General features: G+C 72.0%; 21 protein-coding genes. 12 read left to right on the forward strand and 9 right to left on the reverse strand.

Going from position 1 to position 25,109, the window contains the following annotated elements; genetic code table 11:
- Positions 1–23 precede the first annotated feature (23 nt).
- Positions 24–1,142: a GuaB3 family IMP dehydrogenase-related protein gene (locus ACQPZZ_RS06380; protein WP_179155270.1), complete on the forward strand. Its 1,119-nt coding sequence runs from the start codon at positions 24–26 to the stop codon at positions 1,140–1,142.
- A gap of 52 nt (positions 1,143–1,194) precedes the next feature.
- Here the strand turns inward: ACQPZZ_RS06380 and nagA are convergent, their stop codons facing one another.
- From nagA to ACQPZZ_RS06395, 3 genes are all read right to left on the reverse strand, one after another.
- Positions 1,195–2,340: an N-acetylglucosamine-6-phosphate deacetylase gene (gene nagA, locus ACQPZZ_RS06385; protein WP_432929784.1), complete on the reverse strand. Its 1,146-nt coding sequence runs from the start codon at positions 2,338–2,340 to the stop codon at positions 1,195–1,197.
- Positions 2,341–2,413: 73 nt separating this feature from the next.
- On the reverse strand, positions 2,414–3,076 hold the full coding sequence (locus ACQPZZ_RS06390; protein ID WP_432929786.1) for a response regulator: 663 nt from the start codon (positions 3,074–3,076) through the stop codon (positions 2,414–2,416).
- Positions 3,073–4,188, reverse strand: coding sequence for a sensor histidine kinase (locus tag ACQPZZ_RS06395; RefSeq protein ID WP_432929788.1), 1,116 nt, complete (start codon positions 4,186–4,188; stop codon positions 3,073–3,075). Before ACQPZZ_RS06395 ends, ACQPZZ_RS06390 begins: the two co-directional genes overlap by 4 nt.
- Before the next feature lie 223 nt (positions 4,189–4,411).
- Here ACQPZZ_RS06395 and ACQPZZ_RS06400 point away from each other — a divergent pair, with 223 nt between their 5' ends.
- Both ACQPZZ_RS06400 and ACQPZZ_RS06405 read left to right on the forward strand, forming a co-directional pair.
- On the forward strand, positions 4,412–4,765 hold the full coding sequence (locus ACQPZZ_RS06400) for a DUF6223 family protein (RefSeq protein WP_432929790.1): 354 nt from the start codon (positions 4,412–4,414) through the stop codon (positions 4,763–4,765).
- Positions 4,766–4,976: 211 nt separating this feature from the next.
- Positions 4,977–6,725, forward strand: coding sequence for a glycerol-3-phosphate dehydrogenase/oxidase (locus tag ACQPZZ_RS06405; RefSeq protein WP_432929792.1), 1,749 nt, complete (start codon positions 4,977–4,979; stop codon positions 6,723–6,725).
- Positions 6,726–6,744: 19 nt separating this feature from the next.
- On the opposite strand, the gene ACQPZZ_RS06410 is transcribed toward ACQPZZ_RS06405, so the two are convergent.
- The 4 genes from ACQPZZ_RS06410 to ACQPZZ_RS06425 all read right to left on the reverse strand — a co-directional run bounded on the left by ACQPZZ_RS06410 (position 6,745) and on the right by ACQPZZ_RS06425 (position 11,534).
- A complete protein-coding gene (locus ACQPZZ_RS06410; protein WP_432929794.1) occupies positions 6,745–7,743 on the reverse strand; it encodes an AAA family ATPase in 999 nt (332 codons plus the stop codon).
- Positions 7,744–7,805: 62 nt separating this feature from the next.
- Positions 7,806–9,746, reverse strand: a complete 1,941-nt coding sequence (locus ACQPZZ_RS06415; protein ID WP_432929796.1) for a beta-propeller domain-containing protein — start codon at positions 9,744–9,746, stop codon at positions 7,806–7,808.
- Between the two features lie 265 nt (positions 9,747–10,011).
- The gene (locus ACQPZZ_RS06420) at positions 10,012–10,581 is read right to left on the reverse strand and encodes a helix-turn-helix domain-containing protein (RefSeq protein ID WP_432929798.1); all 570 of its coding nucleotides are present in this window, start codon (positions 10,579–10,581) and stop codon (positions 10,012–10,014) included.
- A gap of 569 nt (positions 10,582–11,150) precedes the next feature.
- Positions 11,151–11,534 (reverse strand): YbaK/EbsC family protein, encoded by a 384-nt coding sequence (locus tag ACQPZZ_RS06425; protein ID WP_432929800.1) that lies wholly within the window; start codon positions 11,532–11,534, stop codon positions 11,151–11,153.
- Positions 11,535–11,834: 300 nt separating this feature from the next.
- Between ACQPZZ_RS06425 and ACQPZZ_RS06430 the strand changes: the two genes are divergently transcribed.
- The 5 genes from ACQPZZ_RS06430 (at position 11,835) to ACQPZZ_RS06450 (ending at position 17,641) form a co-directional block, all read left to right on the forward strand.
- Entirely contained in the window at positions 11,835–12,776 is a 942-nt protein-coding gene (locus ACQPZZ_RS06430; RefSeq protein ID WP_432929802.1) for a DMT family transporter, read from the forward strand.
- Between the two features lie 67 nt (positions 12,777–12,843).
- Positions 12,844–13,437 carry a TetR/AcrR family transcriptional regulator gene (locus tag ACQPZZ_RS06435; RefSeq protein ID WP_432929804.1) on the forward strand — a complete coding sequence of 198 codons (594 nt, stop codon included), beginning with the start codon at positions 12,844–12,846 and terminating at the stop codon, positions 13,435–13,437.
- Positions 13,434–14,270, forward strand: a complete 837-nt coding sequence (locus ACQPZZ_RS06440) for an alpha/beta fold hydrolase (protein ID WP_432929806.1) — start codon at positions 13,434–13,436, stop codon at positions 14,268–14,270. The genes ACQPZZ_RS06435 and ACQPZZ_RS06440 overlap by 4 nt, the downstream gene beginning before the upstream one ends.
- A gap of 72 nt (positions 14,271–14,342) precedes the next feature.
- Positions 14,343–15,899, forward strand: a complete 1,557-nt coding sequence (locus ACQPZZ_RS06445; RefSeq protein WP_432929808.1) for a succinic semialdehyde dehydrogenase — start codon at positions 14,343–14,345, stop codon at positions 15,897–15,899.
- A 14-nt stretch (positions 15,900–15,913) separates the two neighbouring features.
- Entirely contained in the window at positions 15,914–17,641 is a 1,728-nt protein-coding gene (locus tag ACQPZZ_RS06450; protein ID WP_432929810.1) for an FAD-dependent oxidoreductase, read from the forward strand.
- Here the strand turns inward: ACQPZZ_RS06450 and ACQPZZ_RS06455 are convergent.
- Entirely contained in the window at positions 17,577–19,586 is a 2,010-nt protein-coding gene (locus ACQPZZ_RS06455) for a HelD family protein (protein WP_432929812.1), read from the reverse strand. The genes ACQPZZ_RS06450 and ACQPZZ_RS06455 overlap by 65 nt on opposite strands.
- Positions 19,587–19,687: 101 nt before the next feature.
- On the opposite strand from ACQPZZ_RS06455, the gene ACQPZZ_RS06460 reads away from it, so the two are divergent.
- From ACQPZZ_RS06460 to ACQPZZ_RS06475, 4 genes are all read left to right on the forward strand, one after another.
- A complete protein-coding gene (locus tag ACQPZZ_RS06460) occupies positions 19,688–20,353 on the forward strand; it encodes a TetR/AcrR family transcriptional regulator (protein ID WP_432929814.1) in 666 nt (221 codons plus the stop codon).
- A gap of 39 nt (positions 20,354–20,392) precedes the next feature.
- Complete coding sequence (locus ACQPZZ_RS06465) at positions 20,393–21,262, forward strand: class I SAM-dependent methyltransferase (RefSeq protein ID WP_432929816.1); 870 nt, start codon at positions 20,393–20,395, stop codon at positions 21,260–21,262.
- Between the two features lie 144 nt (positions 21,263–21,406).
- Complete coding sequence (guaA, locus tag ACQPZZ_RS06470) at positions 21,407–22,978, forward strand: glutamine-hydrolyzing GMP synthase (protein ID WP_432934294.1); 1,572 nt, start codon at positions 21,407–21,409, stop codon at positions 22,976–22,978.
- A 48-nt stretch (positions 22,979–23,026) separates the two neighbouring features.
- On the forward strand, positions 23,027–24,247 hold the full coding sequence (locus ACQPZZ_RS06475; RefSeq protein WP_432929818.1) for an acyltransferase family protein: 1,221 nt from the start codon (positions 23,027–23,029) through the stop codon (positions 24,245–24,247).
- Here the strand turns inward: ACQPZZ_RS06475 and ACQPZZ_RS06480 are convergent.
- Positions 24,183–24,923, reverse strand: a complete 741-nt coding sequence (locus tag ACQPZZ_RS06480; protein ID WP_432929820.1) for a polysaccharide deacetylase family protein — start codon at positions 24,921–24,923, stop codon at positions 24,183–24,185. The genes ACQPZZ_RS06475 and ACQPZZ_RS06480 overlap by 65 nt on opposite strands.
- Positions 24,924–25,109: the final 186 nt, after the last annotated feature.

Below are 25,109 nucleotides of genomic sequence, written 5' to 3' on the forward strand. Positions count from 1 at the left end.
AAGAAACGGAAAGAACAGGCGATATGACACAGGTGGAGATCGGGCGCGGCAAGAGCGGGCGGCGTGCCTACGCGCTGGACGAGATCGGCATCGTGCCCTCCCGGCGCACCCGCGACCCGGAGGAGGTGTCGATCTCCTGGCAGATCGACGCCTACCGCTTCGACTCTCCGCTCGTGGCGAGCCCGATGGACAGCGTCGTGTCGCCGCAGACGGCCATCGAGATCGGGCGGCTGGGCGGCCTCGGCGTGCTCGATCTCGAAGGGCTGTGGACCCGGTATGAGGACCCGGCGCCGCTGCTCGAGGAGGTCGCCACCCTCGACCGGGAGGCCGCCACCCGGCGGCTGCAGGAGATCTACACCGCGCCCATCAAGGACGAGCTGATCGGCCGGCGCATCGAGGAGATCCGCGCCGCCGGCGTCACGACCGCCGTACGGCTGTCGCCGCAGCGCACCGTGCAGCACCACAAGGCCGTGATCGACGCGGGCGTGGACATCTTCGTGATCCGCGGCACGACGGTCTCCGCCGAGCACGTGTCGGGCCGGGCCGAGCCGCTCAACCTCAAGCAGTTCATCTACGAGCTCGACGTCCCGGTGATCGTGGGCGGCTGCGCGACGTACACGGCGGCGCTGCACCTCATGCGGACCGGAGCGGCCGGCGTGCTGGTCGGCTTCGGCGGCGGCGCCTCGCACACCACCCGCAACGTGCTGGGCGTGGTCGTGCCGATGGCCACCGCGATCTCCGACGTGGCCGCGGCCCGCCGCGACTACATGGACGAGTCGGGCGGCCGTTACGTCCACGTCATCGCCGACGGCGGCATGGGCGGCTCCGGCGACATCGCCAAGGCGATCGCCTGCGGTGCCGACGCCGTCATGGTGGGCTCGCCGCTCGCGCGGGCCAGCGAAGCCCCCGGGCGCGGATTCCACTGGGGGTCGGAGGCCCACCACCCCGAGCTGCCGCGTGGCAAGCGGGTCGAGTTCGGCACGATCGGCACGCTGCGGGAGATCCTGCACGGCCCGTCGTCGCTGGCCGACGGCTCGATGAACCTGCTCGGCGCGCTGCGCCGCACGATGGCCACCGCCGGCTACTCCGACCTCAAGGAGTTCCAGCGCGTCGAGGTGGTCGTCGCCCCGCCGCAGCGCTGATCCGCCGCCAGGAAGGCCGGGCCGCCGGGCCCGGCCTTCGGCTTTCCCGGAGTCAGGGGTGGCGGACCCAGGCGCCGCGCTTCATCACGCCGTCGACGCTCAGGTCGTCGTCCAGCACCACGAGGTCGGCGTACTTGCCGACCGCGATCGAGCCGATCTCGCCGTCCAGGCCGAGGACGCGGGCGGGGGTGAGCGAGGCCATCAGCGCCGCGTCCACCAGCGAGCGCCCGACCTCCCGCACGGTGCGGCGGAAGGCCACGTCCATCGTGAGCGTGCTGCCGGCGATCGAGCCGCCGCCGGCGGTGCCTGAGACGAGCCGGGCCACCCCGTCCACCACGTCGACGGTCATCGGGCCGAGCGGGTAGCGCCCGTCGCCCATGCCCGCCGCCGCCATCGCGTCCGTGATCAGCGCCGTACGGCCCGCGCCCGCGGCGTCCATGGCCAGGCGCAGCATCGCCGGGTGGACGTGGACGCCGTCGTTGATCAGTTCGACGGTCACCCGCTCGTCCTGCAGCAGGGCGGCGATCGGCCCGGGCGCGCGGTGGCCGAGCGGGGGCATCGCGTTGTAGAGGTGGGTGGCCACGGTCGCCCCGGCGTCGATCCCCTCGATCGTCCGCTCGTAGGTGGCGTCGCTGTGGCCCAGCGCGGCGACGACGCCCTCGGAGACGGCGTCCCTGATCACGTCGAGCGCGTTCGGCAGCTCGGGCGCGATCGTCAGCATCCGGACGTGGCCCCGCCCGGCCTTGACCAGCGCGCGGAACTCCGCCACGTCGGGCTCGCGCAGCAGCGTGGGCTCGTGCGCGCCGCAGCGCGATTCGGCGATGTACGGCCCCTCGAAGTGGATGCCGGCGAGCAGGCCCTGCTCGCACAGATCGGCGAGCACGGCGGCGGCCCGTGCGAGCGTGCCGGGCGCGGCGGTGACCAGGCTGGCCACGACGGTGGTCGAGCCGAGCCCGCGGTGGAAGGCGGCGACCGCGGCGGCGGTCTCCGGGTCCCCGTCGGGGAAGCTCCCGCCGGCGCCGCCGTGCGTGTGGATGTCGACGAAACCGGGGACGACGGTGCGCCCGCCGAGCCCGAGCCCGTCGCGCGGGGCCCGCCCGCGTCCGATGTGGGTGATCCTGCCGTCCTCGATGGTGAGCCAGCCGTCGTGGACGTCGTCGGGAGTGACGATGCGGGCATCGGAGAGAGTCACGCTCATGCCGCCATCCTTCCGGGTGCGGTGTGTGCCCGCCGCTCCGGGGCCGTCCGGCGGGGGAGGCGGAGCCCGGACGTCAGCGGGTGCGCGGGGTCACCAGGCCGGACTCGTAGGCGTAGATCACCAGCTGGGCGCGGTCACGGGCGTGCAGCTTGGCCATGGCCCGGTTGACATGGGTTTTGGCCGTCATCGGGCTGATCAGCATGTGCTCGGCGATCTGGTCGTTGGACAGGCCCTGGGCGACCAGGGCGACGGCCTCGCGTTCGCGGTTGGTCAGTTCCTCCAGCCCCTTCTCGGTGCCGACGCGGAGGGGCTGGGCGACGTACCGGTCGATCAGCTTGCGGGTGATCGACGGGGCGAGCAGGGCGTCGCCGCGCGCGGCGACGCGTACGGCGTGCAGGAAGTCTTCCGGCACGATGTCCTTGACGAGGAACCCGGCGGCGCCGGCGCGCAGCGCGTCGAAGACGTACTCGTCCAGACCGTAGTTGGTCAGGATGACGACGTGCACTCCGGCCAGGGCCGGATCCGCGGAGATGCGCCGGGTCGCCTCGATGCCGTCGACGACCGGCATCTGGACGTCGATGAGAGCGATGTCGGGCAGGTGCCGCCTGACCAGGGCCAGGCACTCCAGTCCGTCGCCGGCCTCGGCGACCACCTCGATGTCGTCTTCGAGGTCGAGGATCGCGCGGAATCCGCTGCGCAGGAGCGGCTGGTCGTCGACCAGCAGGACCCGGATCACGACGTCCGTCCCACCGGGAGCTCGGCATGGACGGTGAAGCCGCCCTCGCCGCGCGGCTCCGCACGCAGGCGACCGCCCAGTGCGGTGACGCGTTCGCGCATACCGAGCAGCCCGACGCCGGGCACGGGCGGGGTGTCGGCCGTGGCCTTTCCGTCGTCGTCGACCCGTATGACCAGCGTGCCGGGACGGTAGCCGATCAGGACCGACGCCGTGGTGGCGGAGGCATGCCTGGCGATGTTGGTCAGCGACTCCTGCACGATCCGGTACGCGGTCCGGTCCACCCTGGCCGGCACGTCGTTCCGGTGCCCCTCGATCGTCAGCGTCGCGTCCAGGCCCGTCGTCCGGGCCCGCCGCACCAGTTCGGGGACGTGGTCGAGCCCGTGCGGCGGAGTCGTGGCGTCGTCGCGCAGCACCTCCAGCGTCGCACGCAGTTCCCGGGCCGCCTCACGCCCGGCCTCCCGGATCGCCAGCAGGGCCTCCGGCACCTGTTCCCCCCGCTTGCGGGCCACGTGGACGGCGACCTCCGCCTGCACCTTGATGACCGAGATCTGATGGGTCAGCGAATCGTGCAGCTCCCGTGCGATGTGCAGCCGCTCCTCGTCGGCGCGGCGCCGCGCGGTCTCCTCACGGGTGCGCTCGGCCTCGTCCGCCCGGCGCTCGGCCTGCCGCAGCGCCTCCCCCGCGGCGCCGGCCGCGATCAGCCAGGCCAGTTCGAGGGCGCCCCGGGCCTGCGCGAGCGCCGCGCCCGTGTCGTGCAGGCCCGCGGCCAGGGCCGCGAGCGGGAGAGCGGCCAGCATCGTCACGCTCGCCGCCACCGTGACGGCGCGGTGCCCCGCCCGCACCGCGGTGTACACCGCGAAGAGGTACGCGACGGCGGGCACGTCGAAACCGGCCGCCTGGTAACCCACCGCGCACAGCCCGGTGACGGCCAGGACGGGGACCGGCGCCCGGCGGCGCGCGGCCAGCGCCAGACCTCCGGCCACCAGCAGCGCGTAGCCGAGCAGGTCGGATTTCGTGGCGGAACTCTGTTTGGAAAGCCCGGTCACCAGCAACACCGCCGCCACGCCGACGGCGATCATCCAGTCTCTGACGCCGGATCGGCCTGTCCCCATGCGCGCACCCTAGCGAGATGCCCGCGGGGTCGGCTCCTCCGCACGGACGATGGGCCGTCTACCGCAAATGCGGTACTTCGGCGGCTCCTGCGGCGTTCGCGGCAGCCGCCTGCGGCATCGGCGGCAGCGCGAATCACCCGCTCACGCCGGACGACCGGCGGCGGGTCCGGTGGACATGATCAGGCGAAGTCCCGTTCCCGTTCAGCAGAAGAGAGGTCACCTCATGTCCGTCCATCACCTGCTCGCCGACGCCGGCGTCGGCGCCTACACCATGACCGCCGGACGTCTCTGGGCCTTGGCGGCCATGCTGCTGGGAGTGGCCGGCGTGGTCGTCGGCGGGCTGGCTCTGGCCCGCTCCGCCGGTCGCATCGGCATCGGCGACGCGAGAAGCGGAGCCCTCGTGACCCTGGTGGCCGGGGCGGCCGGCGCGGTCATCGGCGGGGTGGTCGTCGCCGCCGCCGAAGGCGGTCCCGGCACCGGCTACGGGATCGTCGGGGGCTACATCGCCCTGGTGGTCGGGCTGGGCGCCGTCGTCCTCGGCGGGCTGGCTCTGGCCCGCTCCCGCCGTACCGGCTGACCGGCCGGCGGGAGCGCTCGGAGCGCGGTACGGGCGCCCCGATCGCGGAGACCGTCGTCGAGGCGCGCACCGGCCTCGGCGCACGTTGGCAGACATTTACGGAGATCGTTGGGAAAGGGGGCAGAAAAGACGGATTCCCGGGTGACTACTCGCGGGTAGATTTACTCAGCAGAGGCGAAAGCGGTACAGAGGGAGCCTTATGACGGCGAGGATGGGGACGGCGCGACTCGGTCCGGCAGAACGTACCGCCGCCCTGGCGCGGATGGAGGCGCAGGAGCTCGACGTGGTCGTGATCGGCGGCGGCGTGGTCGGCGCCGGCGTCGCGCTCGACGCCACGACCCGCGGGCTCTCGGTGGGCCTGGTCGAGGCGCGCGACTTCGCCTCCGGCACGTCGTCCCGCTCGTCGAAGCTGATCCACGGCGGGCTGCGCTATCTGGAGCAGCTCAACTTCGACCTGGTCAGGGAGGCACTGCGGGAGCGGTCGCTGCTGCTCAAGCGGATCGCGCCGCACCTGGTCAGGCCGGTGCCCTTCCTGTTCCCGCTCACCCACGCGGGCTGGGAGCGGCCGTACATCGGGGCGGGGCTCGTGCTCTACGACACGCTCGGGTTGTCGTTCGGCCTCACCCGCGGCGTGCCGGGGCACCGCCACCTGACCCGCCGCCAGGCCCTCCGCGTCGTCCCCTCGCTGCGCAGGTCGGCGTTCAGCGGCGCCGTGCAGTACTGGGACGCCCAGGTGGACGACGCCCGCTTCGTGACGACCATGCTGCGCACCGCCGCGACGTACGGCGCGCACGTCGCCTCGCGGGTGCAGGCGGTCGGCTTCCTGCGCGAGGGGGAGCGGGTCACCGGGGTGCGCGTGTGCGACCTGGAGACCGGCGCGGAGCTGGACGTGCGGGCCCGCCAGGTCGTCAACGCGACCGGCGTGTGGACCGACGACATCCAGCAGCTCGTCGGCGGGCGGGGACAGATCCACGTGCGGGCGTCCAAGGGCATCCATCTCGTGGTGCCGCGCGACCGCATCCACGCGCTCAGCGGGCTCATCATGCGCACCGAGAAGTCGGTGCTGTTCGTCATCCCCTGGGGCCGGCACTGGATCATCGGGACCACCGACACCCGCTGGAGCCTGGACAAGGCCCACCCCGCGGCCTCCCGCGCGGACATCGACTATCTGCTCGAGCGGGTCAACTCGGTGCTCTCGGTGCCGCTGACCAGGGACGACGTCGAAGGCGTGTACGCCGGGCTGCGGCCGCTGCTGGCCGGGGAGTCCGAGGAGACCTCCAAGCTCTCGCGCGAGCACGTCGTCACCCACCCGGTGCCGGGACTGGTCATGGTGGCCGGCGGGAAGTTCACGACGTACCGGGTCATGGCGGCCGACGCCGTGGACGCGGTCGCGCTCGGCCTCGACCAGCGCGTGCCGCCGTCCTGCACCGACCAGGTGCCGCTCGCCGGCGCGGAGGGCTACCAGGCCCTGTGGAACTCCCGCCACCGCCTGGCGCGCTCCTCCGGGCTGCACGTGGCGAGGATCGAGCACCTGCTGGAGCGGTACGGCTCGCTGATCGACGAGGTGCTCGCGCTCGTCGAGGAGGACCCGTCGCTCGGCCGGCCCCTCGACGGCGCGGACGACTACCTGCGCGCGGAGATCGTGTACGCGGCGACGCACGAGGGCGCAGGGCACCTCAACGACGCGCTGACCCGGCGCACCCGCATCTCGATCGAGACCTTCCACCGGGGGACCGCGGTCGCCCAGGAGGCCGCCGAGCTCATGGCCGGCCCGCTCGGCTGGGACGCCGATCAGGTCAAGCGCGAGGTCGAGTACTACACCAAGCGGGTCGAGGCGGAGCGTGCCTCCCAGGAGCAGGACACCGACCAGGAGGCCGACGCGATCCGCCTCGGCGCTCCGGAGATCGTGCCCGTCGCGCCTCCGCGTGATCTCGCGAAGGCGCGCGGGGACGCGGGCTGACCCGCCGGGGGGACGGGACTCAGCCGCGGCCGTACAGCGCCGGCAGGTCCACGAGGAGCACGGCGGGGTCTCGTCCGGCCTCGGCCCGGAGATCGTCGTCGAACTGACCAGCAGCCCGCAGTCCTCCAGGACGTTGAGCGGATGGGCGATGTCGGAGGACTTGTACCCGATGTGACCGGCGATGCCTCCCCAGGTGTTGTTGCCCGCCGCGACCGCGGAGAGAACCGAATGGTAGAGGGCGGGGTCGCGGATGTCGGGCTCCTCCGCCAGCAGGTAGCGCCCCTCCCGGAACAGTGACGTCCTCCGGTCGAGGACCGTACGGACCACCCATCGGTCGAAGTCCTCGACCGACCCCGGCCGGTCGCCCAGCACGAACTCGTCCCGGTAGGCCGGGGTGCCGCCGACGACCGCGTGGAGCATCGCCGCCAGACGCGGGTCGTCCTGCACACCCCAGAACGCGGGCGGCGTCCCGGTAGGACAGCGACTGGACCACGAGCTCCAGGCGTGCCCGTCCCCGTAGCGGCGCCTGCCCGGACAGGATCCTGCCCATCACCGACAACGCGGAGCCGCAGATGAGCACCCGCGCGTTGCTCGCGCCTCCGTGCGTGCGTCCGCGCAGGTCGATCTCCTGTTTGAGGATGGACGGCAGCGCCGGGTTCGCCTTCATCAGGTACGGGAACTCGTCGATGATCAGCGGTGTCCGACGATCCCCGGCCAGCGAGAAGAAGAAGGTGAGCGCGTCCCGCCAGTCCGCGAACGGATAGCCGACAGGGGAGCCGGTGTGCCTGGCCAAGGCCATCCCGAACAGGCGGAGCAGCTCGATCTCCGTGCCCTCCGTCGCCTCGAAGTGAAATCCACCGAGAGCCTCGGCCAGGTTCTTGAGCAGAAAGGTCTTTCCCTGCCTGCGACGGCCGCTGACGACGCCGAAGGCCACCTCCGCCTGGGCGCCGGTCACGAAGGAGGTCAGCGCCTCCCACTCCCAGTCGCGATCGAAGATATGTCCCGGTTTGGCCACCATGAGCGATCACCCCGTCACTGAATTACGGTCCGCATGACCGTAATTCAGTGGCGACGCCGTCGTCAGGCGAAGGGGATCCACGCCCGGTCGGTCAGCGTGCCCGCGTCGCTGACCTTGAGGCCGGCGTAGGACAGGGTCCACAGGTCGTCGCCGATGACGAGGGAACGGCGGATGCCCTGGTCGGCGGGGGCGAAGTCGCTCCTGGCGGGCTGCCGCGGGTGGCTGACGACGCCCAGCTTGGTGATCTCGCGGTCGCCCACCCGCAGGGCGAGGGCGGCGCTCCCCGCGATCCCGCCGTCGGCCCAGTTCGCGAGCGGGAGCACGGCCAGCCCGGTGGCGGGCCAGTAGAGGAAGGCGTGGGGGTCCCACTCGGCCTCGGAGCCGGACTGCCCCTGGTGGAACCGCGACAGCACGGCGGGCGCGGCCGGGTCGGCGACGTCGAACAGCGAGATCTGCGTGCCGAGCATGCGGCCCTCCCCGCTCGCCTCCTGGCCGATGCCGATGAGCCGTCCCTCGCCCGCGGGGTGCAGATAGGCCGAGAAGCCGGTGATCTTCAGCTCGCCGGTGACCCTGGGCGCGGCCGGGTCACGCAGATCCAGCGCGTACAGGGGGTCGGTCTGGCGGAACGTCACGACGTAGCCGAGGCCGTCCATGAACCGGACCGAGTAGATCCGCTCGCCCCTGCCGAGGCCCGTGACCGAGCCCGTCTGAGCGAGCGTGCCGGCGTCGAGCACGTACACGCCGCTCTCGCTCGTGCCCGGGCTCGCGCCGAACACCTCCGCGCCGCTGGTCGTCGCCACCCGCAGATGGCCGTCGTACTCCGACAGGGAGTACTGGTTCAGCAGCCGTCCCGGCACCGAGCCCGAGGTGACGTAGCGCGGGGCGCCGGGGGCGGAGACGTCGAAGCGGTGCACCTCCGTGCGCTCGGGCGCCGCCGCGGGCGTGGGTGTGGCCGACGGGCCGGAGACGGGCACCACGTCGACCGGGCGAGCGTCCCACCAGCGGGGGTTGCTGGTGACGTAGAGGCTGGATGCCGTTCCGTACACGGTGTCGCCGTCGGCCGCGACCGCGATCGGCGTGAGCGAGCCGAAGGGCGTGGCGGCGGCCAGGTCGATCGTGTGGACGGTCAGCATCGAGGTGCCGGTGAACTGACCGGGGTGGCTGACCCGGTCGCAGCCGACCCGCTCGGTGCGGCTCGCGCCGCCGGACTCGACGTCGTACGCCGGCAGCCACGCGTCGGCGGGGGCGGACAGCACGGCCTGACGGTTGCCTTCGAGCAGTTCCTTCTCCGGCTCGTTCTCCTTCGGCGCGGGGAAGGCGATCTCCGGCTGGGACCGGACGACGAGCCGCACGGTGGAGCCGGACTGCCGGGCGTCGACGTGCTGCCCCCGCACGGTCATCGAGCCGAGGACGCGCGGTTCGCCGGACAGGTCCACGAGCACGTATCTCGGGCCGCCGAAGCCGGCCCGGGTCTTGGCCGTCGCGCCGAACGGGATGATCCCGCCGCCCTGGAACAGCACGAGCGCGCGGTCGCCGTGGACCAGCAGGTCGGCCTGGGCCCACGACTGGTCCTCGGCCACGAGCCGCAGCGTCCCGGTGACCTTCCGGGTCCTCGCGTCCACGACGCGCAGCACGCCCCTGGTGACGGTGACGACCCGGGTGCCGTCGGTCTTGACCAGGTCGGGCTCGTCCACGCCCGCCTCGTGCGTGTTCGTGGTCGAGAACGCCTGCTCGGGCGTCGCCCGCTTGGCGGAGGCGACGTCGGAGCGGGCCGCGTAGAGCATGTTCTCCCCGAAGCCCCAGGGCGTCACGTTCCGCGCGGCCGCCTGCCGCAGCCCCTCCGTCATCTCGTCGCAGCCGGTGTACGCGACGAGCCGCACGTTGCCGGTGAGGTCGGCCGGAGAGGGCGGGAAGTCCTGTGCCGTACGGCCACCCGCGCAGCCCGTGGCTCCCGTGGCCAGCAGCGCGGCGAGAACGCCCGCCGTACGCATCGATGTCCTCATGCCCCCAAGACGGACCGTCGCCGGGGGCGGTTCACGGCATGTGCCGCATGAGGGCGCACGACCGGAACGCCGATGGCCGGAAACGGACAATTCGCTGTCTGATATGGCTCGGATGCTGCGGCTCGGCACGGTCCTGTCGCTCGTCGACGCGGTGGTGACGGAGGACCGCGTCTGGACGCCCCGCGCGCGGGTCGCCGCGGCGGCGATGTGAGCGGGCGCGCCGCCGGGGGAAGGCCCCCGGCGGCCGGGGACCGGGGCCGGGGGACTACGGCACCGCCGGATACGTCATCACCACGACGGCGTCCACCTCGTCCTCGGTGGCCTCGTAGAAGTGCGTGACGTCCGCGGCGAACGTCACGAAGTCGCCGCTGTGCAGGACCACGGGGCGCTCGGCCGGGCCCAGCCGTACGGCACCGCGGAGCACGAGGATCCGCTCGATCGTGCCCTGGCTGTGCGGCGGGCTGTCGATCCGCCTTCCGGTCCCGGTGAGGCGAAGCCGCCAGATCTCGCTGAGCCCGCCGGCCCCCATACGGTCGAGCAGTTCCTGCCTGCTGTCCTCCGGCCGGGGGGTGCCCCGGCGGAGCACCGGCGCCTGCGGTGCCGGGTCGACCAGCAGGTCGCCCAAGGGCAGGCGGAGCGCGACGGCGATGGCCGAGATGGTCTCGATGGTGGGGTTGCCCCGCCCGGCCTCGATCCCGGAAAGGGTCGCCCTGCTCACTCCCGACAACCGTGCCAGCTCGGCCACCGACAGACCACGAAACTCCCGCAGCCGGCGCACCTGACTTCCGACGGTCGCCCCGACGCCGTTCGCCGCCCCTGTTGCCTGTCTGTCCATGTCCCGGCTCCTGCACGTCCAGCGGGGTTCACACGTTCCCTGCCGAGAGTACGGTGCCCGCCCGCGATCACGTGCCCGCCCGCAGGAGCCGGGAGTGGGCGTGGTCAGCGGCGTCCGACCTCGCCGCTCGAGCGCTCGATGGAGCCGAGGCACTCCTCGTAGTCGAGTCCCCGGAGGACCAGCCCGCGATTGTGCCGTACCGGACCGAATCCTCCATGTTCGGGAGCCTCAGTCGGTGCTCCCCCGTCAGTGATCCGGCGGCACCGGCGAGCCCTGAGGCGGAAAGCGGGCGAAACCCGGCCGCTGGCGGAAACGGCCCGCGCTCGCCTTCCCCAACGGATTCCCCTGGGCTACGCCGCATACAGCCGAAGCCGCATTGCCGGTGCACCGTTCGGCGATGGTCTCGCTGTTCCCGGCCTGCCGGATTGCCGGTGTGAGATGTTTATCCGCACGTTTATCCCGTTTCGCATTCCTGTATCAGGATGAACCGGTGCGATGGCCCGACACCCGCAGTGAAATCTGGGCACTCCGATTTATGGGTTGGGCCGACCGTCGGCCCGTGAACGCGGTCAGCTCGCCGGAGCCGCGATCGGAGCCAGTCGCGGCGAGCAGATGGCCATGTAGTCCTTCGTACGCAGCGCCATCGACCGGTCGAGCCGTGCCGCGTTGAAGAAGATCTCCTCCTTCTCCTGGATCGAGGGATCCACGATGAGCTCCAGGTCCGGATGGAAGGAGAAGGGGAGGATCGTGCCGGCCATGCTCCCCGCGAGACGCTCGGCGATGTCGGTGGAGGCGAACGCGGCGTACGTTCCGCCCAGCAGCCCCTTGAGGCTGTTCAGGTCGACGCGCATGTCGCCCGGCACGACGGCGAGGACGTACTTGGTGACCTTCTTGCCGAGTTTCACCATGACAACGATGCACTTCGCGGCATCCGCAACGTCGTTTCCGCGCATCGGGCTGACGATTTCGGTCCGCCCTTCCGGCGGATGATCGATCAGCCTATAGGTCGCCCCGTGCTGATTCAGAAACTTGATGAGCTTGTCGTACGTTTCTTCGGATTCCATGAACACCTCTCAATCACAGATACAGAAGGGAGGAAGGTGAGTCCAGTGGGACTCGTTGCGCCCGCTCCTCCCCCTTCGCGTCAGGATGCCCGTTGGGTGGAGTCAGGCTGCCCACGGTGTCTAATATACTCTACAAGTCTGTCAGTTAACTGGCATCGTGGGTCGCCCCGACAAAGCCAGGAGAGACGGATGTCGATGGCGCAGACGATCGGCAAGCCCTCCCGCGCAGGCGGGCGGGGGCTCTTGGCGACCGACTTGTCCGTTCTGCTGGTGGCGGTGATCTGGGGGTCGAGCTACGTCGTCATGCAGGACGTCGGCAAATCCGTGTCCGCGGCGAGCTTCCTGGCGCTGCGCTTCCTGACGGCCATCCCGGCCATGGTGCTCATGGCGGCGCCCACCCTGTCGAGGTTGTCTCGTTCCGAGGTGTTCTCGGGAGTCGCGTTCGGCTCACTCTTGTACGGGATCCTCATCCTGGAGACGGTCGGCGTCCAGCACACCTCGGCGGCCAATTCGGGCTTTCTCATCACGGTCTCGGTCATCCTCGTCCCCGTCTTCGAGCGGATCATCAGCCGTCGCAGGCAGCCGCTCATGGTGTACGCGGCGACGGCCACGGCACTCGCCGGCTGTGGTCTGCTCCTCCTCTCGGACGGCCTGCATCCCCGCCCCGGTGACCTGATCATCCTGGCGGCGGCGTTCGTGCGGGCCACCCAGATCACTCTGTTCGGCCGCAAGACCAAGAGGACCACCCCTCAGTCGCTGCCGAACCTCACGCTGGTGGAGTTCGTGGTCGTGTTCGCCCTCGCCGCGTTGACCTCCGGGTTCACCGGCACACCGGTCTGGCGGGCGGCGGGGTCCGTCAGTGCAGGCAACTGGCTCCTCATCGCCTACCTGGGCGTTCTGGGCACGTCGTACGCGTTCTTCGTGCAACTCTGGGCGGCCCGCCGGTCCAGTTCGACTCGGGTGGGCCTCATCCTGGCGACCGAGCCGCTGTTCGCCACCGCCTTCGCCCTCATGGCCGCGGGGGAGAGCATCGGCGCCCTCCGGGGGCTGGGTGGCGCGATGATCGTTACCGCGGCGATCGTGGGACGGCGCTTCGAGGGACGTGCGGCGCCGACGCCCGAGGCGGCTTGAGTTCCTAGACATTATCTAGGAACATTAGGCAAGGGCGAATTGCCCTAGGGAGAGGGGTGGCGCGAGTATGGCGCGGGCGGGGTTGACGGCGGATCGGGTGACGCTCGCCGGTGCGGAGCTGGCGGACGAGGTCGGGCTCGACCACGTGACCATGTCGGCGGTGGCGCGGCGGCTCGGGGTGAAAGACGCCAGTCTCTATGCGCACGTGCGCAACCTCGAGGACCTGCGCGGGCGGATCGCGCTGCTGGCGGCGGACGAGAAGACCCTCCGCATCGCGGAGGCGATCGCCGGGCGGGCCGGCAAGGACGCGCTGGTGGCGTACGCGAACGCCTGGCGGCAGTACGCCCACGACCACCCGGGCCGATACATGGCGACGCAGATCCCGATACAGATCGATCCCGAACTCGCGGCCCGGGCGCCCGGGCCGCGACGCGCCGTCGAGCTGACCTACGGCATGCTGCGCGCCTACACGCTGGCGGAACCCGACCTGACCGACGCGGTCCGGCTGATGCGCAGCACCCTGCACGGCTTCACCAGCCTCGAGGCCGCGGGCGGGTTCGCGTACGCGCGCCCGGCGGAGGACACCTGGATCCGCTGCCTCGACGCCCTGCACACCCTCCTGCGGCACTGGCCCGCACACGACGAAGGAGACCCGGCATGACCGGCCCGACCATCGGCCGTCTGCGCGTGGACGGCGCCACTCTGCATTACGAGGTGCGCGGCGAGGGCCCGCTCCTGCTGCTGATCCCCGGCGGCACGGGCGGTGCGGCCGCCTTCGACGGCGTCGCCGACACCCTGGCCGCCGATTACACGGTCGCGTCCTACGACCCGCGCGGCCTGTCCCGCAGCCCCCTCGACGACCCGGAGGCCGAGCAGCGGGTCGAGCGGCACGCCGCCGACGCGTCTCGGCTGCTGGACCTGCTGTCCCCGGACGCGCCCGCCCGCGTCGTCGGCTGCAGTTCGGGCGCGATCGCCGGGCTGCATCTGCTCACCACTCGTCCCGAGCGGATCGAACGCCTCGTGGCGCACGAGCCGCCGGTGGTGGAGGTGCTGCCGGACGCCGCGGAGCATCGGGCGCTGCTCGCCCGCGTCCGGGACACCTTCCGCAGGGAGGGGCCGATGCCGGCGGCCGCGGTGTTCGCGGCCGGCCTCAGACGGCCCGGCGACCCCGTCGAGCTCCCGGCGGCCGTGGAGCTACCGCCGCAGGCGGCGGCCCGAGCCGAGCGGACGATGGCGGACATGCCCTACTTCCTCGGGCGCATCGTGCCGAGCTTCATGGCGTACAGGCCGGACGTGGACCGTCTGGAGGCCCTGTCGGACCGGCTCGTGCTCGCGGCCGGAGCGGACTCGCGCGGCGAACTGCCCTACCGTCCCGCGGCCTTCCTCGCCGAGCGGTTCGGCACGGAGCTCGTCCACTTCCCAGGCGGGCACACGGGGCTCACCACACACCCCGCCGAGTTCGGTGAGCTCCTCCGCACGGTGCTGACCACCTGACCGGAGGGACGTCGGCGCCCGAATCATTACTTGCCGGTAGTCACGAGCGGAGGGCCGGAATATTCTTCCGCCATGGGTGCCATGAATCGGACGCTCGACGCGGCCATGGTCGACCGGATCCTCACGCACGTCTCCTCCGAAGGCAAGACACGGGAGATCCTCGCGCCGTTCACCGGCCAGGTCCTGGCCGAGGTCCCGATCTCCACCCTCGAGGACGTCCGCGCGGCGTACGCCAGGGCGAGGGCGGCGCAGGAGGCCTGGGCGGCGCTGCCGGTCAGTGAGCGGATCAGGCCGTTCCTGCGGCTGCACGACGCGATGCTCGACCGCCGCCAGGAGCTGCTCGACATCGTGCAGTGGGAGACCGGCAAGGCGCGGCGTCACGCGTACGAGGAACTCCTCGACGTGGCGGGCTGCACGTTGTACTACGCGCGGCGGGCGCCCGGGCTGCTGGAGCCGCAGCGCAGGCAGGGCATCTTCCCGATCGCCACCCGCACGGCCGAGTTGCGCCACCCCAAGGGCGCGGTCGCGGTGATCAGCCCCTGGAACTACCCGCTGGCCCTCGGCGTGACCGACGTGGTTCCCGCGCTGCTCGCGGGCAACGCGGTGGTGCACAAGCCCGACATCCAGACCCCGCTGTCCACGCTGTGGACCATCGAACTGCTCGCCGAGCTGGGCATGCCGCGCGACATCTGGCAGGTCGTGCTCGGCGATCCGGAGGACATCGGCGAGCCGCTGATCGACGGCGCCGACTACGTCGCGTTCACCGGCTCCACGCGCGGCGGGCGCGGGATCGCCGAGGAGGCGGCCAAGCGGCTCCTCGGCTGCTCCCTCGAGCTCGGCGGCAAGAACCCCATGATCGTGCTCGACGACGCCGACCTCGACGTGGCCGCCCAGGGCGCGATCCGGGCCTGCTTCGCCAACGCCGGGCAGCTGTGCATCTCCATCGAGCGCCTTTACGTGCACGAGGCGGTCGCCGACGCGTTCCGCGACAGGTTCGTGCGGGCGGTGCGGAACATGAAGATCGGCCCCGGTCTCGACTGGGACGTGCACATGGGGTCGCTCACGTCCCGAAGGCAGCTCGACGGGGTCGCGGCGCACGTCGAGGACGCGGTCGCCAAGGGCGCCACGGTGCTGACGGGCGGCCGGCCGCGCCCCGACCTCGGCCCGTTCTTCTACGAGCCGACCATCCTCGACGGCGTGGACGAGGACATGGCCGTCTGCCGCGACGAGACGTTCGGGCCGGTCGTGTCGCTCTACCGCTTCAGGGACGAGGACGAGGCGGTGCACCTGGCCAACGACACCGCGTACGGGCTGAACGCCTCGATCTGGACGAAGGACGTCGCGCGGGGCCGCCGCCTCGCCGCCCGGATCAAGGCGGGCACGGTCAACATCAACGAGGGGTACGGCTCGGCGTACGCCTCCTACGACGCCCCGATGGGCGGGATGAAGACGTCCGGGCTCGGCCGCCGCCACGGGGCCGAGGGCCTGCTGAAGTACACGGAGGTCCAGACGGTGGCCAGCCAGGCCACCTGGCTGGGCTTCGAGCCGATCCTCGGCATGACCTACGACAAATACGCCGACACGCTCGCGGGTCTGCTCAAGACGATGAAACGGCTCCACCTCAAGTGAGAAAGGGCGGGGCGTTGCACTACGACGTCGTGGTCGTCGGATCGGGGTTCGGCGGCAGCGTGACCGCGCTGCGGCTCACCGAGAAGGGATACCGGGTCGGCGTCCTGGAGGCCGGCCGCAGGTTCGACGAGAAGACCCTGCCGAAGACCTCCTGGCGGGCCAGGGACTTCCTGTGGGCGCCCGCGCTCGGCCTGAAGGGCATCCAGCGCATCCACGTCCTGCGCGGCTCCGCCGGCGTCATGGTGCTGGCCGGCGCCGGGGTCGGCGGCGGATCGCTCGTCTACGCCAACACCCTCTACGAGCCGCTCGACCCGTTCTTCGACGACCCGCAGTGGAGCCACATCACCGACTGGAAGGCCGAGCTCGCGCCCTACTACGACCAGGCACGACGGATGCTGGGCGTGCGGGAGAACCCGACGGTGACGGTCGCCGACGAGGTGATGAAGAAGGTCGCCGAGCGGATGGGCGTCGGCCACACCTTCCACCTCGCCCCGGTCGGGGTGTTCTTCGGCGAGCCCGGCGTCGAGGTCGACGACCCCTACTTCGGCGGCGTGGGCCCGCGCCGCCGCGGTTGCGTCGAGTGCGGCGAGTGCATGACCGGCTGCCGCCACGGCGCCAAGAACATGCTGATCAAGAACTACCTCTACCTCGCGGAGAAGGCCGGGGCGAAGGTCCACCCGGAGACCACCGTGACCGGCGTACGGCCGGTCGACGGCGGCTACGAGATCACCGTGAAGCGCACCGGGCCGTTCGGGCCCACCCGCACGCTGACCGCCGCCCAGGTGGTCTTCGCCGCCGGGACGTACGGCACGCAGCACCTGCTCCACCGGCTCAGGGCGACCACGCTGCCCCGGATCTCGCCGCGGCTCGGCGCGCTGACCCGGACGAACTCCGAGGCTCTGCTCGGCTTCGAGCGGCTGACGGCGAAGGGCGGCAAGCTCAACCACGGCGTGGCGATCACCTCCTCGATCCATCCGGACGCCGAGACGCACATCGAGCCGGTCCGGTACGGCGACGGCTCCAACGCCATGGGCCTGCTGCGCACGCTGCTCGTGGACGGCGGCGGGCGGGCGCCGCGCTGGCTCAAGTTCCTCGGGGCGGCGCTGCGGCGGCCGCACCTGCTGCCCCGGCTGTTCAACCAGCGCAGATGGTCCGAGCGCACGATCATCGCCCTGGTAATGCAGGCCAAGGACAACTCGATCACGCTCTCGCTGCGGGGCGGCAAGCTCAGAGCGGGCCCGGGCCACGGCGAGCCGAATCCCACCTGGATCCCCGCCGGGCACGAGGCCGTCCGCATGGCGGCCGAGGAGATCGGCGGACTGCCCGGCGGCTCCTGGCTCGACCTGTTCGACAAGCCGGCGACCGCGCACTTCCTCGGCGGCTGCGCGATCGGAGACTCGGCGGACAACGGTGTGATCGATGCCTACCACCGCGTCTACGGCTATGAGGGCCTGCACGTCGTGGACGGCTCGGCCGTGTCGGCCAACCTCGGCGTGAACCCCTCGCTCACGATCACGGCCCAGGCCGAGCGCGCGATGGCGCTGTGGCCCAACAAGGGCGAGCCGGACCCGCGTCCCGCCCTCGGCTCGGCGTACGTGCGGCTCACGCCGGTCGCGCCCGCGCGGCCGGTCGTCCCCGCGTCGGCGCCGGGCGCGCTGCGCCTGCCGATCGTGGGCGTCACGTCAGGGGGGACGGCAGCGGACGGGAGTGCACCACGTCGAGACGGGACACCGCGCGGGTGAGCGCCACGTAGAGCCTGCCCAGCCCGCGTTCCTCGGCCTCCACGATCTCGGCCGGCTCGGCCAGCACGACGTGGTCGTACTCCAGACCCTTGCACAGCGTGGCGGGCACCACGGAGACCCGTACGGACCGGCCGGGTGTGAGGCTTTCGGCGACGGCCAGACCGGCGTCGGTGAGCGCGGCGCGCACGCGGCCGGCCGACGCGTCGGCGGCGATGACGCCGATCGAGCCCTCGTGGCCGAGCGCCTCGCGCACCGCCGTCACCACCGCGCAGTCGTCCCCGCGCAGCACGCGCAGCCGGCCGTCGCGCCGGAAGGACCGGGAGGGCGGCACGTCCACCGCGAGCTCCGGCAGCAGGCGGTTGGCGAGCTCGACGACGGCGGCGGGCGTGCGGAAGCCGATGGTGAGCGCCATGACCGTGGCGTCCGGCTTGCCCAGATGCGCCATCTGCTCGCCCCAGTCGCGGGCGGCCCACGGGGTCGTGCCCTGCGCCAGGTCGCCGAGCACGGTGAGCGAGCCGTGCTCGCTGCGCCGGGCGACGGCCCTGCACTGCATCGGCGACAGGTCCTGCGCCTCGTCGACGATCACGTGGCCGTGTCCCCGCGGACGCTCGATCAGGCCGGCCAGCTCGTCGAGCAGGATCAGGTCGGCGGTCGTCCACTTGGCGCTCCGGTGGGTGCGCGGCGGTCTCGCCCAGGTGATCGCCGCCTGTTCGGCCGCGGTGAGCACGCCCTCGGCGGCCTCCGAGCAGTCACCGAGCACCTCGGACAGCACCTCCTCGGGGCGTACGGCCGGCCAGAAGGCGTCCACGGCGGCGACGACGGCCCGGGTCGTCCGGCGCGTCCACGCCGTGTCGATCGTCCGGCCGCGCGACTCGGCCCGGCTGCGCACGAGTGACGCCGCGCGGGCGATGACGCGCTCGCGGCCCACGCCGTACGGCATCGCCTCGCGCAGGGTCTCCTCGACCACGCGGCGCAGCTCGTCCTGCCCGACCCGCCAGCGCACGGAGTCGTGGGCCACCACGAGCGGTTCCGCGGGCTCGCGGACACGCAGGTAGAGCGCCCTGCGCAGCACCCGGGCCATGCGCACGTCGTGCTTGACCACGGCGGCGTCCGTGCCGTCGGTCCCCCTGACCGGGACCCGGGCGAGGAGCGCGTCCAGCGTGGTCTGCTCGACGTCGACCTCGCCCAGGGCCGGCAGCACCGCGGAGATGTAGCCGAGGAAGGCCCGGTTGGGGCCGAGCACGAGCACACCGCCGCGCGACAGCCGCTTGCGGTGGGCGTAGAGCAGGTAGGCGGCCCGGTGCAGGCCGACGGCGGTCTTGCCGGTGCCCGGCCCGCCCTGCACGCACAGGGACGTGTCCAGGTCGGCGCGGACCAGGTCGTCCTGCTCCGGCTGGATGGTGGCGACGATGTCGCGCATCGGCCCGACCCGGGGGCGCTCGATCTCGGCCGTCAGGATGCGGCCCGCGCCACCGGTGTCCATCCCGCGATCCGGCCCGCGATCCGGCCCGCGATCGAGGTGTTCGTCCTCGAAGCCGGTCAGCTCGCCGCCGGCCCAGCCGAAGCGCCGCCGTACGGCCACGCCTCGCGGATCCCGGGCCGACGCCTGGTAGAACGTCCGCGAGACCGGCGCCCTCCAGTCGATCACCAGAGGCTGCCGGCCGCTGTCGGCGGAGACGTGGCGGCGGCCGATGTGGTAGCGACGCCCGGCGTGCTCGCCCACGCCCGGGCCGAAGTCGAGGCGCCCGAAGAACGGCGGCCCTCCGTCGTCCTCGCTCAGCTCCTTCGCCAGGCTCTTGAGATGGCGGCCCAGCCGCTCGGCGCTGTAGCGGTCACCCGCCACGGTCTCGCCGGTGATCACGTTGTGCCGGGCGCCGTCCAGCATCCGGCGCAGGCCCTCCTCGCAGCGTTCGGCGTACGCCTGCTCCTCCTCCAGCGGGGTCATCCGCCGTCTCCTTCCCCCGGGTTCCGTAGAGGCATGGAACAGCAACTCGGTTACAAATGCAACCGAGTTAACTTTCCTTGCGGTGCTGCTAGCCTGTGCGCATGGTCGAGGGGCTGCGGACGCGGAAGAAGGAGCGGACCCGCCGGGCCATATCCGAGGTCGCGATCGCGATGTTCCTGGAACACGGCTTCGACCGGGTGGGCGTGGCCGAGATCGCGGCCGCGGCGGAGGTCTCCAAACCCACCCTGTTCCGGTATTTCCCCTCCAAGGAGGATCTGGTCCTGCAGCGGATCGCCGACCACAGGGGAGAGGCGGCCGCCGTGGTGCGCGCCCGCCCGGCCGGGCGGGCCCCGCTGGACGCGCTGCACGACGCCTTCATGGCCGGGCTGGACGCCCGCGAGCCGACCACCGGCCTGTGCGACCACCCGGCGGTGCTGGCCTACCACCGCCTCGTCTTCGACACTCCCAGCCTGGCGTCCCGCGTGGCCGAGTACGCCGCGACGGAGACGGAGGCGCTGGCGGAGGCGATGGGCGAGGCGGCGGGATTCGCGCCCCGCGCTCCCGCACGCGCGTCCCGTCCGGTGCCGCACCTGACGCCGCGACTGGTGGCCGCGCAGTACGTCACCGTCCGGCAGATCCTGGCCAGGGACAACTACGCGGCGCTGGCGTCCGGCCGGACGGCCGGCGAGGTGTACGGCGAGGCCGTCGCCGCCGCCGGCACCGCCTTCGAACTGCTGCGGCACGGCGCGCGGGCACACGGCCTGTGACCTATCGTCAAGATCGCTGAGGCGGTCTACGCTCGACGGGTGCAGACCGAGGGACCCAGCGGGACCGCGCTCCACACGGCGGCGGCGCGCGCCGCCCACCTGATCGTCGACGGGGAGCCGGTCGTCTTCCATGATCCGTTCGCGTACGCCCTGCTGGGCGAGTGCGCCGAGGACTACGTGCGCCTGCACCGCGAGATGGCGGACCACCCCGTCCTCGCCGGGCTGCGTGCGGCCGTCGTCAGCCGCAGCCGCTACACCGAGGACCGCCTGGCCCGCGCCGTACGGCGGGGCGTCCGCCAGTACGTGATCCTGGGTGCGGGGCTGGACACCTACGCCTGCCGGTCGTCCGGGCCGGTGGAGGTCGTCGAGGTGGACCATCCGGGCACCCAGAGCTGGAAGCGGGAGGCGCTGGCCCGCGCGGGCCTTCCGGCGCCGCCCCGCCTCACCTACGTCCCCGCGGACATGGAATCCGGGCAGTGCCCCGTGGACCGGCTCGTCGCGCACGGGTTCGACCTCGCCAGGCCCGCGTTCGTGAGCTGGCTCGGCGTGACCGCCTATCTCACCGGCGAGGCCGTCGCGCGTACGCTGACCGGGCTCGGCCGCCTCGCCCCCGGCAGCGAGATCGTCGTGGACCACGTGCTGCCCGAGGCCCTGCGCGGTCCGCGCGCCCGGGCGTACGCCGAGACCCTGATGCCGCTGGTGGCGGGGGGCGGCGAGCCCTGGCTGACGTTCCTGAGCCCGCGAGAGGCGGCGGACCTGCTGGAGGAGCACGGCTTCGAGGTGATCGAGCAGGTGCCGGAGCGCGACGCCGCGGGCCCCGCCCTCCGGGAGCGTACGGACGCCCTGGCCAGCAGCGAGATCTCGGTGATCACCCACGCGCGGAGAAGAGCCGGGCGGCGGGCCGGCTGAGCGCTCCCCGGCCGGTGGCCCGGGCCCCGCCGCCGGGGCCTCACCGGGAGGCGACCGCCGCCCGGAGGGCCACAGGCGCGGGCGGGCGGGACGCATCACCGCGCCGATAGACTGGCGTTACCGCCGCTCCCTTCAACCGCCTCGCTGCCTTCATGGGGGTCCTTTCCAGTGTCCGAGTTCGACACGGTCCTCGTCGTGGACTTCGGCGCGCAGTACGCGCAGCTGATCGCGCGACGGGTGCGTGAGTGCCACGTCTATTCCGAGATCGTCCCGTCGACCATGCCGGTCTCCGAGATGCTGGAGAAGAAGCCCAAGGCGATCATCTTGTCCGGCGGTCCCTCGTCGGTGTACGCCGAGGGCGCGCCGCCGGTCCCGCAGGGCCTGTTCGAGACCGGGGTGCCGACCTTCGGCATCTGCTACGGCTTCCAGGCCATGGCCCAGGCGCTCGGCGGCGAGGTCGCCAGGACCGGCGCCGCCGAGTTCGGCGGGACCGCGCTCAAGGTCCTTCAGGAGGGCCTGCTGTTCGCCGGACTGCCGGTGGGGCAGACCGTCTGGATGTCCCACGGCGACTCGGTCGTCGGCGCCCCCGCAGGGTTCGCCGTCACGGCCGCCACCGACGCCACGCCGGTCGCCGCGATGGAGGACCCCTCACGCGGCCTGTACGGCGTGCAGTTCCACCCCGAGGTGCTCCACTCCGAGCACGGGCAGCAGGTGCTCAAGCACTTCCTGGAGGCGGCCGGCTGCCGCCCCTCGTGGACGATGCTCAACATCGTCGAGGACGCCGTGGAGGCCGTGCGCGCCCAGGTGGGCGACGGCCGGGCGATCTGCGCGCTGTCGGGCGGCGTCGACTCCGCCGTCGCCGCCGCGATCGTCCAGCGGGCCATCGGCGACCGGCTGACCTGCGTCTTCGTCGACCACGGCCTGCTGCGCAAGGGCGAGGCCGAGCAGGTCGAGCGTGACTTCGTCGAGGTGACCGGCGTGAAGCTGCGCGTCGTGGACGCCTCGGAGCGCTTCCTCAAGGCGCTGTCGGGCGTCACCGACCCGGAGGAGAAGCGCAAGATCATCGGCCGGGAGTTCATCCGGGTCTTCGAGGACGAGCAGCGCGCGATCCTCGCCGACGGGCCGGTGGACTTCCTCGTGCAGGGCACGCTCTACCCGGACGTCGTCGAGTCCGGCGGCGGCACCGGCACCGCGAACATCAAGTCCCACCACAATGTGGGCGGGCTGCCCGAGGACCTCAGGTTCCAGCTGGTCGAGCCGCTGCGCACGCTGTTCAAGGACGAGGTGCGGCGGGCCGGCGAGGAGCTGGGCCTGCCTGCGGCGATGGTCTGGCGCCAGCCGTTCCCGGGACCTGGCCTCGGCATCCGGATCATCGGCGAGGTCACCCGCGAGCGCCTCGAACTGCTGCGCGAGGCCGACGCCATCGCCCGCGAGGAGCTGACCCGCGCCGGTCTCGACCGCGACATCTGGCAGTGCCCGGTCGTGCTGCTCGCCGACGTCCGCTCGGTCGGCGTGCAGGGCGACGGCCGCACCTACGGCCACCCGGTCGTCCTGCGGCCGGTGACCTCCGAGGACGCCATGACCGCCGACTGGGCGCGGGTGCCGTACGACGTGCTGTCGCGCATCTCCACCCGGATCACCAACGAGGTCCGCGAGGTGAACCGGGTGGTCCTCGACGTGACGAGCAAGCCGCCGGGCACCATCGAGTGGGAGTGATCCGGGATCAACGGGCATAGATCCGGCCGCTCTGGATAGTGTGGCGCGGTGATTGCCACTCAGCCCGTCACCGCCGCGTCGCAACAGGTGACCCGCCTGGCCTGGCTGGACGCCCTCCGGGGGATCGGCGCGATGGCGGTGGTCGCCGAGCACGCGCTGCCCTGGCTCATGCCGTCGCTCCGCCCCTACTGGTTCAGCCTCGGCATGTACGGCGTGCTGGTCTTCTTCCTGGTCAGCGGATACATCATCCCCGCGTCCCTGGAGAAGCGGGGCGACGTCGGAGGGTTCTGGATCAGCCGGGTGTTCCGGCTTTATCCGCTCTATCTGCTGGTGATCGCGGCCGTGCTCGTCATGGCGTTCTGGGTTCCGGTGCGCCAGGAGGTGCCCCGGCACCCGTCGGCCGTGGCCGCGCACGTGAGCATGCTGCTCGACGTCGTTCACACGGGCGCCCTCGCGGACCCGATGTGGACGCTGTCATACGAGATGGTGTTCTACCTGCTGGTGACCGCGCTGTTCATGGGCGGGGTGCACCGGCGCAGCGGAGCGCTGGCGATCGTCTTCGGCGTCGTGGCGGTCGCCGCCGGGCTGGTGCTGTCGGCGCCGCTGCTGCCGGGGCCGTGGCCGGCCGTCGTCACCGGCGTGCTGTTCGTCGCGGGCCTGGCCTGTCTGATCACCGGCCGGTTCCGCACCGTCGCGGCGTACGCGCTGGGCCTGATGGCGCTCGTGCTGCTCATGTTCGGCAGCTTCGTGCCGTGGTTCGGCGCGGCCATCCTCGCGGTGATGTTCACGGGGACCGCGCTGTACCGGTGGGAGCGGGGCACGGGCGGGCCCGGCCCGGTCGTGGCCGCGGCGGCCCTGGTGGCCGCCGCGCCGGTGTGGTCGATCCAGGCGGGCTGGTGGTGGGTGCAGCCCGACGTGTGGATCACCACGATCGTCCTCGCCGGCGGGACGTTCGCGCTCGGCATGGCGCTGCGCGGGCGGCGCGTCCCCGGCGTGCTGACCTGGCTGGGCCTGATCAGCTACTCGGTCTACCTCGTCCACCACCCGCTGCTCAAATACCTGAACGTGCTCGCCGGTGACCTGCGGTCGCTCACGCCGACCTGGCGGGCGGCCGTCGCGCTCGGTTACCTCGTGGCGCTGCTCGCGCTGAGCTGGCTCACCTACCGCTTCGTGGAGGCGCCGGCCCAGGCGCTGGGCCGCAGGGTCAGTCGACGTAGGTCGTCATCTCCGCCGTCCCCGGCCCGTCGGGATACGCCTGTCCCGGGGTGAGCTCCTGGCCCTCCAGCAGGGTGGACACCGTCACGAAGTGGTAGCCCTCCGAGGTCAGCACCTGCAGCACCTCGGGCATCGACTGCACGGTCTCCTTGACGGTCTCGTGCATCAGCACGACCTCGCCCTCGCCGGCCACATCCAGGGCCCGGTCGGTAAGGAGATCCACGTGCCGGTAGCTCTTGATGTAGTCCTTCGTGGCACTCGTGCCGGGCACCTGGATGAGACCGAACTTGGCGGTGATCTCCTCCACTCCGCCGTTGCGCAGCCCGCCGGGCGCGCGGAAGAGCACCGGCGCCTTCCCTGTCGTCTTCTTGATGAGCCGCTGGGTGTCGCCGATCTTCTTGTTGATCTGTGCGTACGTCAGCTGGGTCAGATAGCTGGCGTCCCACGAGTGGTTGCCGATCTCGTGGCCCGCCTTCGCGATCTGGGCGGTGAGCTTCGGATGCTTCTTCACCTCCGTCCCGATGACGAAGAACGTCGCCTTGGCCTTGTATTCGGCGAGCGTCTTCAGCAACGTCTGGGTGTACGGCCCCGGACCGTCGTCGAAGGTCAGGGCGATGCATTTGTGGGTCGCGCAGTACGGTTCATCGGTCCCGCGAGCCTGCGCAGGGGTGGCGGTGGCCGCGGCGAGGGCGAACACGACGGCCACGGGGATCAGACGGCGTACAGCCATGGGGTACTCCTCGGGGGGATCTATAACGCGGCATCGTAACGTGCTTCGCGGCACTTCCTCCTCGTCAGTCCGGTTTGGTGTCGGCCGGAAACCCGCGTCCACCTGGGGTGGAGGCGATTAAACCTTCGGCCAAGGAAGGGGCCAAGGCTGCCCCGGCGCGAGCGGCGTTCGCGATGCTGGGCCGGT

It is taken from the genome of Microbispora sp. CA-135349 (genome assembly GCF_050947365.1).
In the GTDB taxonomy this organism is placed as follows: Bacteria; Actinomycetota; Actinomycetes; order Streptosporangiales; family Streptosporangiaceae; genus Microbispora.